This is a genomic window from Ferrovibrio sp. (genome assembly GCF_025869515.1).
Classification (GTDB): Bacteria; Pseudomonadota; Alphaproteobacteria; order Ferrovibrionales; family Ferrovibrionaceae; genus Ferrovibrio.
On the sequence record NZ_JAOZVR010000019.1, the window covers coordinates 1 to 15,657 of the forward strand.

Consider the following 15,657-nt stretch of genomic DNA (forward strand, 5'->3'; position numbering starts at 1 on the left):
GAGGACGACGGCCATCTGCAGCAGCACGCGGAAGGTGTCGCGGATGTTGTTGGCGCTGAATTCGGCAAAGCTCTCGGCGCAGTCGCCGCCCTGCAGCAGGAAGGCGCGGCCCTCGGCCACCTTGGCCAGGCTGGCAGTCAGGTTGCGCGCCTCGCCGGCAAACACCAGCGGCGGGTATTTCGAAAGCTTCTCCTCGGCAGCGGCCAGGGCAGCAGCATCCGGATAGTCCGGCACCTGCTTGATCGGCTTGCTGCGCCAGCTATCGGGTGACCATTTGCGCGCACTCATCGTCTTCGTCCTAACTGCTTGTAGACTTACAGGTTTTCAGGAATTCCAGATAATAGGTCGGGGCCGGGCGCTTTTCCAGCGACATGCGAGTCGCTGCCGCGCGGTTTTTGCCGGCCGGTCCGGCGCAAGCCGCCTCCAGGCAAGGAAAACAAAGACTTGGGCGATTATCCGAGCATCTGCCGGTATTTGCGCTGGACCGGCCAGACCGGTGCCTGCGTCCCGGTCCGCTCGGCCACCACATAGAGCACGCCGCGCAGCGGCGGGTCGAAGCGCCGGAAGGGATCGACCGCAAAGGGCGCCAGCAGGCCGTCGGCAGTCGGCGCATGGCCGCCGAGATGATGCAGGGCAAAACCGTTGGCCTCGAAATAATCGGGGTAGATCGTGGGCGAGAAATTCCAGAAGCCGTGGTTGATGAAGGTGAGCGGCGCGGTGTGAACCAGATAGCCGCCGAGCCGGACGGACTCGCAGACATTGCGGAAGGCCATGCCGACATTGAAACAGTGTTCACAGGTGCCGGGATCGATCACCAGGTCGAAGCGCCGGGCCAGGTCGTCCGGCAACGGCTGGTTCAGATCGACAATACGTTCGCTGCCATGCAAGGCGGCGATATCGGCAACCACCAGATCGACACCGAGCCGGTCGAACAGCGCCAGCGAGTCATAGACCGGCAGATCGGCCGCCAGCTTGTGCCAGCTGCGCACCGCATCCGCATCGGAACGCTCAGGCAGGTCGCGCAGCAGATCGGCGCCGACCATCTGTTCCAGCGCCCCCGGCGTCACCAGCAGGTCGGGATAGGCCCAGGCGATGGCCTGCAGCCGGCGGTCGCCGGCCGTCTTGCGCTGACGCCGCAGCGTCGCCATGACGACGCTGAGCAGGACCTCGTTGATCGCCATCCCTGCTGCGTCCGGGACCTCAGATGCTGAAAATCTTGCCCGGGTTCATCAGGTTGTCGGGGTCGAGCGCCTTCTTGATCGCGCGCATCACCGCCACCGCCTCGCCATGCTCGGCGGTGAGATACTTCATCTTGCCGCGACCGATGCCATGCTCGCCGGTACAGGTGCCTTCCATGCGCAGCGCGCGATGCACCAGGCGCTCGCTGAAGGCTTCGACGGTTTCGACTTCCTGCGGATTGCTGCGGTCGATCACCACCGAGAGATGGAAGTTGCCGTCGCCGACATGGCCGACCAGCGGCGCGGTCAGCCCGGTCTTCACCACGTCGTCCTTGGTCTCCAGGATGCATTCGGTCAGGCGCGAGATCGGCACACAGACATCAGTGGCCATGATCTCGCAGCCCTTGCGCAACGCCTTGCAGGCATAGGCGGCGGCATGGCGCGCTTCCCACATCCTGGCGCGGTCTTCCGCCTTGGTCGCCCACTGGAAGCCCTCGCCGCCATGCTCGCTGGCGATGGCCTGCACCATCTCGGCCTGTTCGGCCACGCCGGCCTCGGAGCCGTGGAATTCCAGCATCAGCATGTTCTGTACCGGCAGGCTGAGCTTGGAATACCTGTTGATGGCATCGGCCTGCACGTCGTCCAGCAGTTCGATACGCGCCACCGGGATACCGGCCTGGATGGTCTGGATCACGGAATTGACCGCGCCTTCCAGCGTGGCGAACGAACAGGTGGCCGCCGCCATGGCTTCCGGGATGCCATAGAGTTTCACCGTGATCTCGGTGATGATGCCGAGCGTGCCTTCGGAGCCCACATACAGCCGCGTCAGGTCGTAGCCGGCGGCGGATTTCTTGGCGCGTTTGGAGGTACGGATCACCCGGCCATCGGCCATCACCACCGTCAGCGCCAGCACATTCTCGCGCATGGTGCCGTAGCGCACGGCGTTGGTGCCGCTGGCCCGCGTGGACACCATGCCGCCGATCGAGGCATCGGCGCCCGGATCGATCGGAAAGAACAGGCCGGTATCGCGCAGGTATTCATTGAGCTGCTTGCGGCGCACGCCCGGCTGCACCACGACATCGAGATCCTCGGCATTCACCTTCAGTATCTGGTTCATCTGCATCAGGTCGATGGAGACGCCACCCTGCACGGCAGTGACATGGCCCTCCAGCGAGGTGCCGGCACCGTAGGGAATGATCGGCAGACCGTGGGCGGCGCAGATCTTGACGATCTCCACCACTTCCTCGGTGCTGTGCGGGAAGACCACCGCATCGGGCGGCAGCGGCACGGCCCAGGACTCGTCGCGGCCATGCTGGTCGCGCACCACCTGGGCCGCACTGAAGCGGTCGCCCAGCAGCTGCTGGAGGGCATCCAGCGCAGCCTGGGTGGCGGCGGGGGTCAGACGGGGCTGGGCGGCGGCAACGGGGGCCATGGCGTTTCTCCTCGGATTACCCATAGAGGTAACGCTTTGTCGGCGCGGGAGCAATGCAGGGAAATGCCGCAAAAAAGCGGCCCAGAAAGTGACATGAGCATGCTGCAGCGCCCACGACAGACCCTGGCCCATGGGTGGCTAGAAAGGCCCGCTTACGCTATGTAGGCCCCATGTCCGCCGACCCCTTCGACCTGTCCGGATTCGAGCCGGAAAACCAGCCCGCGCCCAACGATCCGGTCGCTGCCGCAGCCCTGCCGCCGCCCGACTGGCTGGAGAAGCTGAACGAGGCCCAGGGCGAGGCGGTGAACCACCTCGAAGGCCCGCTTCTGGTGCTGGCCGGCGCCGGCACCGGCAAGACCCGCGTGCTGGTGTCGCGGCTGGCGCATATCCTGTATCGCCGGCTGGCCTGGCCGAGCCAGATCCTGGCCGTCACCTTCACCAACAAGGCCGCCCGCGAGATGCGCGAACGCGTCGAACGGCTGGTCGGCAATGCGGTGGATGGCCTGTGGCTCGGCACCTTCCACGGCATCTGCAACCGCATCCTGCGCCGCCATGCCGAGCTGGTGGGACTGAAGCCGAATTTCACCATCCTGGACGACGACGACCAGCTGCGGCTGATCAAGCAGATCATCGAGGCTGAAGGGCTGGACGAGAAGCAACTGCCGCCGCGTCTGCTGAAGGGCCAGTTCGACCGCTGGAAAGACCGCGGCCTAGCACCGGGCAAGACGCCGGACAGTGAGGCCGGTTTCGCCGAGGGCAAGGGCCCGCAACTCTACCGGCTGTATTGCGAGCGGCTGCTGCAGTTGAATGCCTGCGACTTCGGCGACCTGCTGCTGCATAACCTGACGCTGTTCCGCGAACACGACCAGATCCTGCAGAAATACCAGCATCAGTTCCGCTACATCCTGGTCGACGAATACCAGGACACCAACGTGGCGCAGTATCTGTGGCTGCGGCTGCTGGCGCAGAAGCACAAGAACATCTGCTGCGTGGGCGACGACGACCAGTCGATCTACGGCTGGCGCGGCGCCGAGGTGGGCAACATCCTGCGCTTCGAAACCGATTTTCCCGGCGCGAAGATCGTGCGGCTGGAACGCAACTACCGCTCGACGCCGCACATCCTCGGCGCCGCGTCGGGCCTGATCGCCCATAACGAAAGCCGGCTCGGCAAAACGCTGTGGACCGACCTGAACGAAGGCGAAAAAGTGGTCGTGCAGGGCGTGTGGGATGGCGACGAGGAAGCCCGCCTGGTCGGCGACGAGATCGAGAACCTGGAGCGCGCCAAGGTATCGCTCAACCAGATGGCCATCCTGGTGCGCGCCGGTCACCAGACCCGCGCCTTCGAGGAACGCTTCCTCACCATCGGCGTGAAATACCGCGTGGTCGGCGGCCTGCGCTTCTACGAGCGCCGCGAAATCCGCGATGCCATCGCCTATTTCCGCGTGCTGATGCAGCCCGACGACGACCTGGCCTTCGAGCGCATCGTCAACACGCCAAAGCGCGGCCTGGGCGACAGCACCATGCAGATGCTGCACAAGCTGGCGCGCGCGGCGCAGAAATCGCTGACCGCGACTTTGCACGATCTGCTGCAGACCGACGAGATCAAACCCAAGCAGCGCAACACGCTGAAAAAGCTGATGGCCGATTTCGACCGCTGGCGCCAGCAGGCCACCGAGCTGCCGCATACCGAGGTGGCGCAGATTCTGCTGGAGGAATCCGGCTATATCCAGATGTGGCAGGAGGACAAGTCGCCCGAAGCGCCGGGCCGGCTGGAAAACCTGAAAGAGCTGATCAGCGCGCTCACCGAATTCGAGAATTTCGCCGGCTTCCTCGACCATGTCGCCCTGGTGATGGATACCGAAAACAGCGAAGACGCCGAGATGGTCAGCCTGATGACCCTGCACGGCGCCAAAGGCCTGGAATTCGATTACGTCTTCCTGCCCGGCTGGGAAGAGGAACTGTTCCCCAGCCGTCGCTCGCTGGAAAACAACGGCACGGCCGGCCTGGAGGAAGAGCGCCGGCTGGCCTATGTCGGCCTGACGCGGGCGCGCAAGCGCGCGCAGATCAGCTTTGCCGCCAACCGCCGCATCTACAACCAGTGGACCTCGGCGATTCCCTCGCGCTTCCTGGACGAACTGCCGAACGAGCATGTCGACCGGCGCGCCCAGACCGGCCTGTATCGCGGGGCCCAGGGGCTCGGCTATATCGGCGGCGGTTTCAGCGAGGCGGCGTCGTCATCGCCACGGGCCGGCGGCTATCAGGGCACCAGCTGGGATTTCTCACCCCGCTCGGCTGACAAGGGGCAGAAGGCGGGCGCCATCGAAGGGCGCGCGCGCCGCATCAGCGATGACGATGTGGTGCAGCGCAGCCCGGACGACCTCGCCTTCAAGCCTGGCGACCGCGTCTTTCACCTGAAATTCGGCTACGGCAGGATTCGCGGCATCGACGGCAACAAGCTGACCATCGGTTTCGAGAAGGCCGGCGAGAAACGTGTCATCGCCTCCTTCGTCGAGAAAGCCTGATGCCCCTCTCCCCTGAATTCTGGTCGGTCGAACTGGATGTGCCGGTCGATCTGGTGCCCGCCGCCGAAGAGATGCTCGGCGAGGCCGGCATTGCCGTGTCGTCCTACGAAGTGCCCAGAGCCGGCCTGGCGATGAGTCCGGACTGGCGCGTGCAGGTGCTGTTCGATGCGCCGCCGGATGAACAAGACTGGCGCGCGCGGATGACCGCGGTCGCCGCCGGCCTGGATATCCCGGCGACGATCCGCTTCACCCATCTGCCCGCCAAGGACTGGGTGCGTCATACCAATACGCTGAATGCGCCGATCCGCGCCGGGCGGTTTTTCCTCTATGGCGCACACGATGCCGGCCAGGTGCCGCCGGGCGCGCTGGGTATCCTGCTGGATGCCGGCCTGGCCTTTGGTACCGGCCGCGCGCCATCCACTTACGGCTGCCTGCAGGCGATCGATGACCTCTGCCGCGTCACCGCACCGCATCGCATGCTGGATATGGGCACCGGCTCGGGGGTGCTGGCGATGGCTGCCGCCAAGGCTGGTTCCCGGGCCGGCGCGCGCGCCGTGCTGGCCGCCGATATCGATCCGGTCGCCGTGGATGTGACGCGCAACAATGTGCGACTGAACGGCCTGAGCGCGCGAATCGGCGCGCTGACCGCGAGCCGGCCCGATGATCCGCGCCTGCTGCGGGCCGGACCTTACGATCTGGTGGTGGCGAATATCCTGGCCGAACCGCTCTGCCGCATGGCGACCGGCTTAAGCCGCCTGGTGGCCGCAGGAGGGCATCTGGTGCTCTCCGGCCTGCTGGCCCGGGAAGAGCGCCTGATTGTCGCCCGCTACAGAACAACCGGGCTCAGCCTTGCGCGGCGCATTCCGCGCGAAGGCTGGCACACACTCGTGTTCAAGCGCCGCAAATAACCGCGGCGCTTGAGCGGCGCCCAAGAAACGCCTCTTAGGCGGCGGCGACTTCCTTGATCTTCAGCACCTGGACCTTGGCTTCGCCCTCGTCGTTCGACGGCTGACCCGGGCGATAGATTTCGCCGGCGACCGCAGCCGGGATATCCGAACGGCTCAGGCCCATGTCATGCAGGGTGCGGTCATCCAGGCCACGCAGCTCGGCTTCGGCGGCGGCCTTCTGCCACAGGAAAGCGATGCGCTGCAGAACGGCACCGATGGCATTGCCGATGGTCTGGCCGAACAGGGCGAGGCGCAAATCCTGCTGGCGCACGCCGAGGGCGACCAGGTCTTCGCGGCTGAAGCGGACATCGGGCTGGGCGGCCGGCATGGCGAACAGGGCATTCCAGCCGCGGGTCAGCAGCATGGCGATGGCGCGGGCGCGGGCGCGACGGGCCTCACGCTCGAGCTGCACATAGTCGGTCAGGCCGAGATACAGGTAGGGCAGGCTGCCCAGGGTGGTGGGAGTCTGTGTAGCGCGCGGGGTTTTCATGGCTATCTCCTTTACGTTGGGATAAGCCGCCCCGGGTGTTCCTCAGCGGTGATGCGTAGGATTATGAAATACGTCAGCACCGCTGTCGTAGATATTGCATCGCACCATTTTACTTTGCAAGTGCAAAATTGTGAAATTTTTTAGCAAATTCAAATGTGTACAAAAAGTAACCGGCTGCACAATTTTTCCGCTTACGGATTAATCAGGCGTAAAAATCGACTCGAACCGCAGCGTTGCCGTGGCTGAAAAGCAGCCATGCGATAATCGAATACCGGAGCACAAACGAAAAAGGCGCGGCCCCTGTCGAAACAGAGACCACGCCTTTACTCGCTCGGTCTGCCGGGACATCCGCCTCCGTCCGGGGGAGGAGACAGTTGGGGGCGGTACGCGCCCCGGCACCGATGGGGGCCTGAAAAACCTTAGGCGGCGTGACGCGGCACCAGGCGGATCACCTGGTCGGTCACGGCATTCTCGTTCACCGCAGTGGCGGCCGGGCGGGCGATCAGGCCGGCAACAGCGGCCGGAATCTGCGAACGGCTGAGGCCGATGTCCCGCAGCATGGCGTCGTCGAGGCTGTTCAGCTCGTTCAGGGCGCGCTGCTGGGCCAGATAGGCCTGGGCGCGGGTGGCGAGCGACTTGAGGGCGACCCAGCTCTTGTAGATCAGGTCGGCGATGGCTTCAGCGCGGATACGACGCGCATAGGCTTCGATCTCAGCCGGCGTCAGGGGCGCCAGGTTGGCCGGAACGGCAAAAGCGGTCTGGTTGCGCAGGGTATTCATGATAGTCTTCCTTTTCTGTGGCCCGGGCATCCTCTGCATCACGTCCACGACCGAAATATTGCACTGCACCTATTAAAAATCAATGACTTAGCTATGAGTTGTTTGCACACACAGCTTTGCAGAAAGCGCATAGCTCAGTCTGGACGTTACCCCGGCTGCGCCCCATAATTCCAAAGACACGGCAACAGGTTAGACCATGACACTGCATCAGCCTGCCCCCCTTCCCGCCCTGCTGGCCGGCCTGCCCGCTGTGCTTACAGATTGGTTACGTGGAATCGCCGCCGCGCCCAAAGTTTTCGGCGGCTTTCCCGGTCTTGCACTGCTGCCCGCCGATCTGCCGCTGGATCGCAGCAAGGCGGAAAGCCTGGTGGCGGAACTGGCCGCGCGCTATGCCGCCGCGATCGAAGACCGTGCCGCCGTCCCTGCCCGCCTCGCCGCCCTGCGCGCCGAACTGGCCAGACGCGGCCTCAGCGGCCTGTTCCTGCCGCTGACCGACGAATACCAGAGCGAATATCTGCCGATGCGGGCCCAGCGCCTGACCTGGCTGACCGGTTTCACCGGTTCGGCCGGATCGGTGGCGGTGCTGACCGGGAAGGCCGCAGTGTGGAGCGACGGCCGCTACACGCTGCAACTGGCACAGCAGGTGGATGGCCGCCTGTTCGAGCATCTGCACAGCACCGACAATCCGCCGCCCGACTGGCTGAAGGCCAACCTGAAGGCCGGCGACCGCTTCGCCTACGATCCCTGGCTGCATACCGAGGCCGCGGTGAAGCGGATGAAAGACGCCTGCGCCGCCGCCGGTGCCGAACTGGTGGCCGTGGAGGAGAATCCGCTCGATGCCGTGTGGGGCGCCGACCAGCCGCCGCCGCCGCTGGGACCGGTGCGGGTGCAGGAGCTGGCGCTGGCCGGACAATCCGCCGCCGAGAAACGCAGCACGATTGCCGCGGCCGTGAAAACCGCCGGCGCCGATGCCGTGGTGCTGACCCTGCCGGAATCGATCGCCTGGCTGCTCAACATTCGCGGCAGCGACGTGCCGCATACGCCGCTTCCGCTTTCGATGGCAATCCTGCACAGCGATGGCGCCGTCGATCTCTATATCGATGCGCGCAAGCTGGATGCCGCCGTGCGCCGGCATCTGGGCGACGTGCGCCTGCATGCCCCCGAGGACTTCCCGCCGGCCCTCACGACGCTCGGTACAGGGCACAAGACGGTGCAGGTCGATCCGATGACCAGCGGCAGCTACGTGCTGCAGCGCCTGGAAGCCGCCGGCGCGACACTGGTGCGCGCCGAAGACCCCTGCCTGCTGCCGAAAGCCTGCAAGACATCCGCCGAGCTGGACGGCACCCGCGCCGCGCATCGTCGCGACGGCGCTGCGGTCAGCAAATTCCTTGCCTGGCTCGATGCGCATGCCGCGCATGGCGGCGTCGACGAGATCGCGGCCGCCGAGAAGCTGCAGAGCTTCCGTCGCCTGTCGAACGAGCTGCGCGACCTGTCCTTCTCCACCATCTCCGGCGCCGGCCCGAATGGCGCCATCGTGCATTATCGCGTGACGCCCGAGACCAACCGGATGCTGGAACCGGGCAATCTCTATCTGGTCGACAGCGGCGGGCAGTATCCCGACGGCACCACGGATATCACCCGCACCATCGCCGTGGGCGAGCCGAGTGCGGAAATGCGCGATCGTTTCACCCGCGTGCTGAAGGGCCATATCGCGCTGGCGACCGCAAAATTCCCCGAAGGCACTTCGGGCCAGCAGCTGGATGCGCTGGCGCGCAAGCCGCTGTGGGAAATCGGGCTGGATTACGACCATGGCACCGGCCATGGCGTCGGCGCCTATCTTTCGGTGCATGAGGGGCCGCAGCGCATCGCCAAGCTGGGCAGCCCGGTGGCGCTGAAACCCGGCATGATCATTTCCAACGAGCCGGGCTATTACAAAACCGGCGGCTACGGCATCCGCATCGAAAACCTGGTGGCCGTGCGCGTCGAAAGCGAAAAGGCCGAGAACGGCAAACGCTGGCTCGGTTTCGAGACCATCACGCGGGCGCCGTTCGACCGCCGGCTGATCGACCTGCCGCTGCTGACCGCCGCCGAAGTGGCCTGGGTGGATGCCTATCACGCGCTGGTCTGGCACGACATCGCCGAACTGGTGGACGATGCCACGCGCGACTGGCTCAAGCAGGCCACTGCGCCGCTGGGCGCCTGAAATACATACACACCATCATCGTAACGGGAGAGAAACGAATGCTTGACGCACGGATCAAGGCGGCGCTGGAGCTGGTGACCACCGCCACGCTGACCACCGTTCTGCTGAAAAAAGGCCTGCGCAATGTCTGGCTGCGCGGCGCCAGGCCGCTGACGCCGCAGGCCAAGCGCATCGTCGGCGAAGCCTTTACCCTGCGCTTCGTGCCGGCGCGCGAAGATCTGGCCACCCCGGCCAGCTGGGCCTCGCCGAAATCCACGCGCGGCGCCATCGAGGACATGCCGGAAGGCTGCATCGCCGTGGTCGATGCCATGGGTGTGAAAGACGCCGGCATCTTCGGCGACATCCTCTGCGCCCGCATGCAAAAACGTGGTGTCGCTGCATTGGTCACCGACGGCGTGGTGCGCGATGTGGCCGGCGTGATCGGCACCGGCCTGCCGGTGTTCTGCGACGGCGTCGCCGCCTCGCCCTCTGTGGCCGGGCTGACCTTCGTGAACTGGCAGGAACCGATCGGCTGCGGCGGCGTCGCGGTCTATCCCGGCGACGTGATCGTGCTGGATGCCGATGGCGCCGTGCTGATCCCGCAGGCGCTGGTCACCGAAGTGACGGCCGAGGCGGTGGAGCAGGAAAAGCTCGAAACCTGGATCATGGGCGAGGTCGACAAGGGCACGCCGCTGCCCGGCCTCTATCCGCCCAATGCCGAGACCAAGGCGCGCTACGAGAAAGAGACGAAGAAGTAACGCCTAGATCTGCCGCAGCCAGCGCGGCAGGCGCGCATGGCTGCGAAATTTGGCGCGATCCCGCAGCGTCGAGCAGGCTTCATGATAGCCCGGCTCGATGCGGCCGGGCCGGATGCTCCAGCGCGGCAGCGCGTCGGTCAGGCTGAGGGCTTCCGAGTCGGCTGTCGCCCGGATGGCGATGCTGGCGCAGGCCGCCGCGTCGCTGTCGGCCGCATGATGGCGCAGCTCGAAACCGATATGCGCGGCCACCGTGTCGAGCTTGTGGTTGTCCAGCTGCGGCCAGGCGGCGCGCGCGATTTTCACCGTGCAGAGATACGACAGCGTCGGCCAGGGCTGGCCGTAATGCGTCAGTGCCGCGCGCAGCACGCCGATATCGAAGGGCGCGTTATGCGCCAGCAGCAGCGGCGCCGCCTCCAGATGCGGCAGCAGCTCGTCCCAGATCGCCGGAAATTCCGGCTCATGCTCGACATGATACGGATAGATGCCGTGGATGGCGATGTAGCTCGGCGCGAAGCGCATGTCATGCGGCCGGATCAGCCGGTGCGCCACATGGCTGACCTGCCCGTCTTTGATCCAGGCCAGACCGATGGAACAGATGCTGCCCTTGCTGGCACTGGCGGTCTCGAAATCCAGCGCGATGGCGGTGGCGCCGGCGGTTTCGGCAAGCGACGGCAGCTGGATCTGCTCGTGCATCGCTAGCCGCCGATCAGCGCGAGCCAGTCGTCCTCGCTGAGTACCGGCACGCCGTGTTTCTGCGCCTCGGCAAGTTTCGAGCCGGCGCCGGGGCCGGCGACCAGGTAATCCGTCTTCTTCGAGACCGAACCCGCCACCTTGGCGCCGAGGCTGAGCGCGCGTGCTTTGGCCTCGTCGCGGGTGAATTTTTCCAGGCTGCCGGTAAACACCACGGTCTTGCCGGCCACGGCCGAATGGGCGGCCGGCTTGGCCGGCGGAATGACTTCGGCCAGTTCCTTCAGCAGATGGTCGATCACGGCACGGCTTTGTTTGCGCGTGGCGAAGCCGACGATGGCCTCAGCCACCACGTCACCCATCCGGTCGATGCTGTTGAGATCGCCCCAGGCTTCGCCATGGCGGTCCTTCGCTTCATCCATCGCGGCGAGCCAGCGGTCCGGCGTCTCGTAATGCATGGCCACCAGGCGGGCGCGTTCCTGCCCGACATGACGAATCCCGAGCGCGAAAATGAAGCGGTCGAAGCCGATGCTGCGGCGCTGCTCGATGGCGCGCACGAGGTTATCCACCGAGGTGTCGCCGTAGCCCTCTTTCTTGCGCAGCTCGGCCGCATGCTTCTTCGGCAGCCTGAAGATATCCGAGGGTTCCCTGATCCAGCCCCAGTCGTAGAAGGCGGCGATCTGCTTCTCGCCGATGCCCTCGATATCGAAAGCATTGCGCGAGACGAAATGGCGCAGGCCTTCCATCGCCTGGGCCGGGCAGCTGACCCCGCCGGTACAGCGCCGGCGCACATCCTCGGCACCCGAGGCATCGACCTCGCGTTCGGCCGGCTGGCCGCAGACCGGGCATTTCGTCGGGAAGTCGAATTCCTTCGCGCCTTTCGGGCGCTTCTCCAGCACCACGCTGACCACCTGCGGGATCACGTCGCCGGCGCGCTGGATGATCACGGTGTCGCCGATACGCACATCCTTGCGGCGGATCTCGTCCTCGTTATGCAGGGTCGCGTTCGACACCAGCACGCCGCCGACATTGACCGGCTTCAGCTTGGCCACCGGCGTGAGCGTGCCGGTGCGGCCGACCTGGATGTCGATATTCTCCAGCAGCGTCTGCGCCTGTTCGGCGGGGAATTTATGCGCCACCGCCCAGCGCGGGCTGCGGCTGATGAAGCCCAGCCGTTCCTGCCAGTCGAGCCGGTCGACCTTGTAGACCACGCCGTCGATATCGAAAGCGAGGGTGGCGCGCTGCGCGGCGATGTCGTCGTAATAGGCGATCAGGTCGTCGAGGCTGTGGCAGACCCGGACCGGCGTGTTCAGGGCGAAGCCCCAGCCGGCCAGCCGCTTGCGCGATTCCTGCATGCTGCGGCCGAGCGGTTCGGAAACCTCGCCCCAGTAATAGCCGAAAAAGCGCAGCGGGCGTTTTGCCGTGATCTTCGGATCGAGCTGGCGCAGACTGCCGGCGGCGGCATTGCGCGGATTGGCGAAGATTTTCTGCCCGGCGGCTTCCTGGGCGTCGTTCAATTTCAGGAAATCGGCGCGTGTCATATAGACCTCGCCGCGCACTTCCAGCACATCGGGCCAGCCCCTGCCGTGCAGTGTGTGCGGCACGTCATGCTTCAGCGTGCGGATATTGGCGGTGACGTCCTCGCCTTCCTGGCCGTCGCCGCGGGTAGCCGCGCGCACCAGTTCGCCGTTCTCGTAGCGCAGCGATGCCGAGAGGCCGTCGATCTTCGGTTCGGCGATCATGGTGAGATCGTCGCCGTCCTTCAGGTTGAGGAAACGGCGGATGCGGCCGAGGAAATCCGCCACGTCCTCGTCAGCGAAGGCATTGTCGAGCGACAGCATCGGTTTGCTGTGCTTCACCTTGGCAAAGCCGGAGGCCGGCGCCGCGCCAATGCGGCTGGAAACGCCGCCCAGCGTGGCGAGATCGGGGAACTGGTCCTCGATTTCGAGCAGCCGACGCTTCAGCGCATCGTAATCAGCATCGGAGACCGTCGGCGCATCCTGCTGGTGGTAGCGCTTGTCGTGGGCAGCGATTTCTTCTTCCAGCCGCGCATGCTCCAGCTTGGCCTGTCGCGGACTCAATTCGGCCACAGGCTTGGCACGCTGCCGACTCATGCTCAGGCTTCCTGGCCGGCCAGCAGGCTGTCGGCCGCGGCGCGCGCCGCATCGGTGATGGTGGCGCCGGCCAGCATGCGGGCGATTTCCTCGCGGCGGTCGCCGGCCGAAGCCAGCGGCGCAACTTCCGTGAGCGTGGTACGGTTTTTCGCCGGGCCGGTTTCGCGTTTGGCGATGCGCCAGTGCTGGCCGCCCCTGGCCGCCACCTGCGGCGAATGCGTCACCACCAGTACCTGCACCTGTTCGGCCAGCCGGGCGAGACGCTGGCCCACCGCCGCCGCCGTGGCGCCGCCGACACCACGATCGACCTCGTCGAAGATCAGCGTGCCCGCCGCGCCGCGCCCGGCCAGCACAACGCGCAGGGCCAGCATGAAGCGGCTGAGCTCGCCGCCCGAGGCGATTTTTGCCAGCGAACCCGGCGCGGTGCCGGGATTGGTGCTGGCCAGGAACTGCACGCGGTCGGCGCCTTCGGCGCTCCACTGTTCGGGCGGCAGGCTTTCAACAGATGTGGTGAATTTTGCCGCGCCCAGTTTCAGCGGCGCCAGTTCGGCCGCCACCGCCTTGTCGAGCTTCGTCGCCGCCTTGCGTCGCGTCGCCGAAATCGCCTCGGCTTTCGCCTGATAGGCCGCCTTCGCCGTCGCCGCAGCCTTCTCAAGCCTGCCGAGCGAGGCGGCGGTATTGTCGATCAGGCTGAGGCGTTCGGCATATTGCTCGGTCAGTGCCGGCAGCGCATCGACCGCGACATTATGCTTGCGGGCCGCGGCGCGCAGCGCGAACAGCCGCTCTTCCGCCTTTTCCAGCTTCTGCGGATCGAGATCGAGATCGCGCGCGGTCTGGTCCAGTGCCGACGCCAGTTCGCCGGCCTGCATCAGCACGGCATCCGCCTGGGCGATCACCGCATCCAGTTTGCCGGCGGCTTTCTCGGCGACGCGCTCCAGCGCGCGCAGGCAGGCACGCAGCCGTGCATCGACGCCGCCGCCCTGTTCCAGCGCGCCCTGCGCCTCCTGCATCGCGGTGGCCAGCTTTTCGCCGGCCTGCAGCAGGCTGCGCTGTGCGGCCAGTTCCTGCTCTTCGCCCGGCTGCGGCTTCAGGGTTTCGAGTTCGGCCACCACATGGCGCAGAAAATCCTCCTCGCGCCGCGCCTGTTCGGCGCTCTGGGTCGCGGCCTGCAACGCGGTTTCCGCCGCGCGCCAGGCCTGATAGGCATCGCGCAGGCCGCCGACCTCTTTCTCCAGGCCGGCATACTCGTCCAGCAAAGCTCTATGGATCGTTGCGTCCGTAAGTCCCTGCTCGTCATTCTGGCCATGAATTTCGACCAGCGTGTCGCCGAGCCGACGCAGCAGCGCGATGCTGACGGCCTGGTCGTTGACGAAGGCGCGGCTCTTGCCGTCCTGGCCCAGCACGCGGCGCAGCACCAGTTCGTCGCCGCTTTCCAGCCCCTGCTCGGCCAGCATGGCATGGGCGGGATGCCTGGCCGGCAGATCGAAAGCGGCCGTGACCACGCCCTGGGCAGCGCCGTTACGCACCAGCCCGGCATCGGCACGGCGGCCGAGCGCCAGCCCGAGCGCATCGAGCAGGATCGATTTGCCGGCACCGGTTTCGCCGGTCAGCACACCCAGGCCGGCGCCGCAGGCGAGGTCGAGCTTTTCGATCAGGACAATGTCGCGGACGCCCAGACTGGTCAGCATGTATGGGCTGCTTGCCGGGCTAGAAGATATTCCACCAGGACTTCTTTTCCGACGACGCGGTCGGAACTTCCTGGCCGGTTACCAGCGTATAGGTGTCGACATACCATTCGCTGCCCGGATAGTTGTAGCCGAGCACGGCCGCCACATTCTGCGCCTCGTCAAGAATACCGAGCGACATATAGGCCTCGGCCAGGCGATGCAGCGCCTCAGGCACATGCGTGGTGGTCTGGAATTTCTCGATCACGGTCTTGAAGCGGTTGATCGCCGCGATCTGCTGGTTGTTGCGCAGGTAATAGCGCCCGATGGTCATTTCCTTGCCGGCGAGGTGATCGCGCGTCAGATCGATCTTGAGGCGCGCGTCGCGGGCATATTCGCTGTTCGGATAGCGGCGCACCACTTCCTCCAGCGCGCCCAGGGCCTGCTGCGTGATCTTCTGGTCGCGACCGACATCGGTGATCTGCTCGTAGTAGCAGACGGCGGTCAGGTAATAGGCGTAGGGGGTTTCCTTGCTGCCGGGATGCAGCTGGATGAAGCGGTCGGCGGCGGAGATCGCCTCGCTGTACATATTCTTCTGATAATAGGAATAGGCCGCCATCAACTGCGCTTTGTTGGCCCAGACCGAATACGGATGCTGGCGCTCGACCTCGTCGAAACCCTTGGCGGCAGCTTCCCATTCCTGGGCGGCCATCGCATTCATCGCGTTGTTGTAGAGGTCCTCGACCGGCCGCTCGACATAGGGCGCCTCTTTGTTGCCACAGGCTGCAACGACCAGCGTCAGCAGCATGGCGACGGCAAGGCGTCGCGCGGTAAAGACCAGCCGCGACGAATCCAGACGGTGGAGCATAGGCATGGTGGGATTCTGTCGCATGCCCCCCCCTCA

Annotated in this window: 13 protein-coding genes; 4 read left to right on the forward strand and 9 right to left on the reverse strand. The window is 65.6% G+C overall.

Features of this window, described 5'->3' with window-relative positions; all coding sequences use genetic code 11:
* The 3 genes from OJJ21_RS03860 to OJJ21_RS03870 form a co-directional block, all read right to left on the reverse strand.
* The coding region (locus OJJ21_RS03860) for a 3-deoxy-7-phosphoheptulonate synthase (RefSeq protein WP_297683342.1) at positions 1–288 on the reverse strand (288 nt) is incomplete at its 3' end.
* A gap of 164 nt (positions 289–452) precedes the next feature.
* Complete coding sequence (locus OJJ21_RS03865) at positions 453–1,181, reverse strand: hypothetical protein (RefSeq protein WP_297683344.1); 729 nt, start codon at positions 1,179–1,181, stop codon at positions 453–455.
* Positions 1,182–1,200: 19 nt separating this feature from the next.
* Entirely contained in the window at positions 1,201–2,610 is a 1,410-nt protein-coding gene (locus OJJ21_RS03870; protein ID WP_297683346.1) for an FAD-linked oxidase C-terminal domain-containing protein, read from the reverse strand.
* Between the two features lie 170 nt (positions 2,611–2,780).
* On the opposite strand from OJJ21_RS03870, the gene OJJ21_RS03875 reads away from it, so the two are divergent.
* Entirely contained in the window at positions 2,781–5,132 is a 2,352-nt protein-coding gene (locus OJJ21_RS03875; RefSeq protein WP_297683348.1) for a UvrD-helicase domain-containing protein, read from the forward strand.
* Positions 5,132–6,040 (forward strand): 50S ribosomal protein L11 methyltransferase, encoded by a 909-nt coding sequence (locus tag OJJ21_RS03880; RefSeq protein WP_297683350.1) that lies wholly within the window; start codon positions 5,132–5,134, stop codon positions 6,038–6,040. The genes OJJ21_RS03875 and OJJ21_RS03880 overlap by 1 nt, the downstream gene beginning before the upstream one ends.
* Positions 6,041–6,074: 34 nt before the next feature.
* Here the strand turns inward: OJJ21_RS03880 and OJJ21_RS03885 are convergent, their stop codons facing one another.
* Both OJJ21_RS03885 and OJJ21_RS03890 read right to left on the reverse strand, forming a co-directional pair.
* Positions 6,075–6,569 carry a DUF1127 domain-containing protein gene (locus OJJ21_RS03885; RefSeq protein ID WP_297683354.1) on the reverse strand — a complete coding sequence of 165 codons (495 nt, stop codon included), beginning with the start codon at positions 6,567–6,569 and terminating at the stop codon, positions 6,075–6,077.
* A gap of 419 nt (positions 6,570–6,988) precedes the next feature.
* On the reverse strand, positions 6,989–7,348 hold the full coding sequence (locus OJJ21_RS03890) for a DUF1127 domain-containing protein (RefSeq protein WP_297683356.1): 360 nt from the start codon (positions 7,346–7,348) through the stop codon (positions 6,989–6,991).
* A gap of 196 nt (positions 7,349–7,544) precedes the next feature.
* Between OJJ21_RS03890 and OJJ21_RS03895 the strand changes: the two genes are divergently transcribed.
* On the forward strand, positions 7,545–9,551 hold the full coding sequence (locus OJJ21_RS03895) for an aminopeptidase P family protein (protein ID WP_297683358.1): 2,007 nt from the start codon (positions 7,545–7,547) through the stop codon (positions 9,549–9,551).
* Between the two features lie 38 nt (positions 9,552–9,589).
* Positions 9,590–10,288, forward strand: coding sequence for a ribonuclease activity regulator RraA (locus OJJ21_RS03900; RefSeq protein WP_297683360.1), 699 nt, complete (start codon positions 9,590–9,592; stop codon positions 10,286–10,288).
* Positions 10,289–10,291: 3 nt separating this feature from the next.
* Here the strand turns inward: OJJ21_RS03900 and OJJ21_RS03905 are convergent, their stop codons facing one another.
* From OJJ21_RS03905 to OJJ21_RS03920, 4 genes are read right to left on the reverse strand one after another with little or no spacing between them, the layout of a single operon-like run.
* Positions 10,292–10,981, reverse strand: a complete 690-nt coding sequence (locus tag OJJ21_RS03905; protein ID WP_297683362.1) for a 3'-5' exonuclease — start codon at positions 10,979–10,981, stop codon at positions 10,292–10,294.
* A 2-nt stretch (positions 10,982–10,983) separates the two neighbouring features.
* Positions 10,984–13,089: an NAD-dependent DNA ligase LigA gene (gene ligA / locus OJJ21_RS03910; RefSeq protein WP_297683364.1), complete on the reverse strand. Its 2,106-nt coding sequence runs from the start codon at positions 13,087–13,089 to the stop codon at positions 10,984–10,986.
* A gap of 2 nt (positions 13,090–13,091) precedes the next feature.
* Entirely contained in the window at positions 13,092–14,777 is a 1,686-nt protein-coding gene (recN, locus tag OJJ21_RS03915) for a DNA repair protein RecN (RefSeq protein ID WP_297683366.1), read from the reverse strand.
* Positions 14,778–14,796: 19 nt separating this feature from the next.
* The gene (locus OJJ21_RS03920; RefSeq protein WP_297683368.1) at positions 14,797–15,621 is read right to left on the reverse strand and encodes an outer membrane protein assembly factor BamD; all 825 of its coding nucleotides are present in this window, start codon (positions 15,619–15,621) and stop codon (positions 14,797–14,799) included.
* Positions 15,622–15,657 lie beyond the last annotated feature (36 nt).

Excerpts from the sequence above, each read along its gene's own strand:
- OJJ21_RS03865 (WP_297683344.1), bottom strand. The coding sequence starts at position 1,181 with ATGGCGATCAACGAGGTCCTGCTCAGCGTCGTCATGGCGACGCTGCGG.
- OJJ21_RS03870 (WP_297683346.1), bottom strand. The coding sequence starts at position 2,610 with ATGGCCCCCGTTGCCGCCGCCCAGCCCCGTCTGACCCCCGCCGCCACC.
- OJJ21_RS03875 (WP_297683348.1), top strand. The coding sequence starts at position 2,781 with ATGTCCGCCGACCCCTTCGACCTGTCCGGATTCGAGCCGGAAAACCAG.
- OJJ21_RS03880 (WP_297683350.1), top strand. The coding sequence starts at position 5,132 with ATGCCCCTCTCCCCTGAATTCTGGTCGGTCGAACTGGATGTGCCGGTC.
- OJJ21_RS03885 (WP_297683354.1), bottom strand. The coding sequence starts at position 6,569 with ATGAAAACCCCGCGCGCTACACAGACTCCCACCACCCTGGGCAGCCTG.
- OJJ21_RS03890 (WP_297683356.1), bottom strand. The coding sequence starts at position 7,348 with ATGAATACCCTGCGCAACCAGACCGCTTTTGCCGTTCCGGCCAACCTG.
- OJJ21_RS03895 (WP_297683358.1), top strand. The coding sequence starts at position 7,545 with ATGACACTGCATCAGCCTGCCCCCCTTCCCGCCCTGCTGGCCGGCCTG.
- OJJ21_RS03900 (WP_297683360.1), top strand. The coding sequence starts at position 9,590 with ATGCTTGACGCACGGATCAAGGCGGCGCTGGAGCTGGTGACCACCGCC.
- OJJ21_RS03905 (WP_297683362.1), bottom strand. The coding sequence starts at position 10,981 with ATGCACGAGCAGATCCAGCTGCCGTCGCTTGCCGAAACCGCCGGCGCC.
- ligA (WP_297683364.1), bottom strand. The coding sequence starts at position 13,089 with ATGAGTCGGCAGCGTGCCAAGCCTGTGGCCGAATTGAGTCCGCGACAG.
- recN (WP_297683366.1), bottom strand. The coding sequence starts at position 14,777 with ATGCTGACCAGTCTGGGCGTCCGCGACATTGTCCTGATCGAAAAGCTC.
- OJJ21_RS03920 (WP_297683368.1), bottom strand. The coding sequence starts at position 15,621 with ATGCTCCACCGTCTGGATTCGTCGCGGCTGGTCTTTACCGCGCGACGC.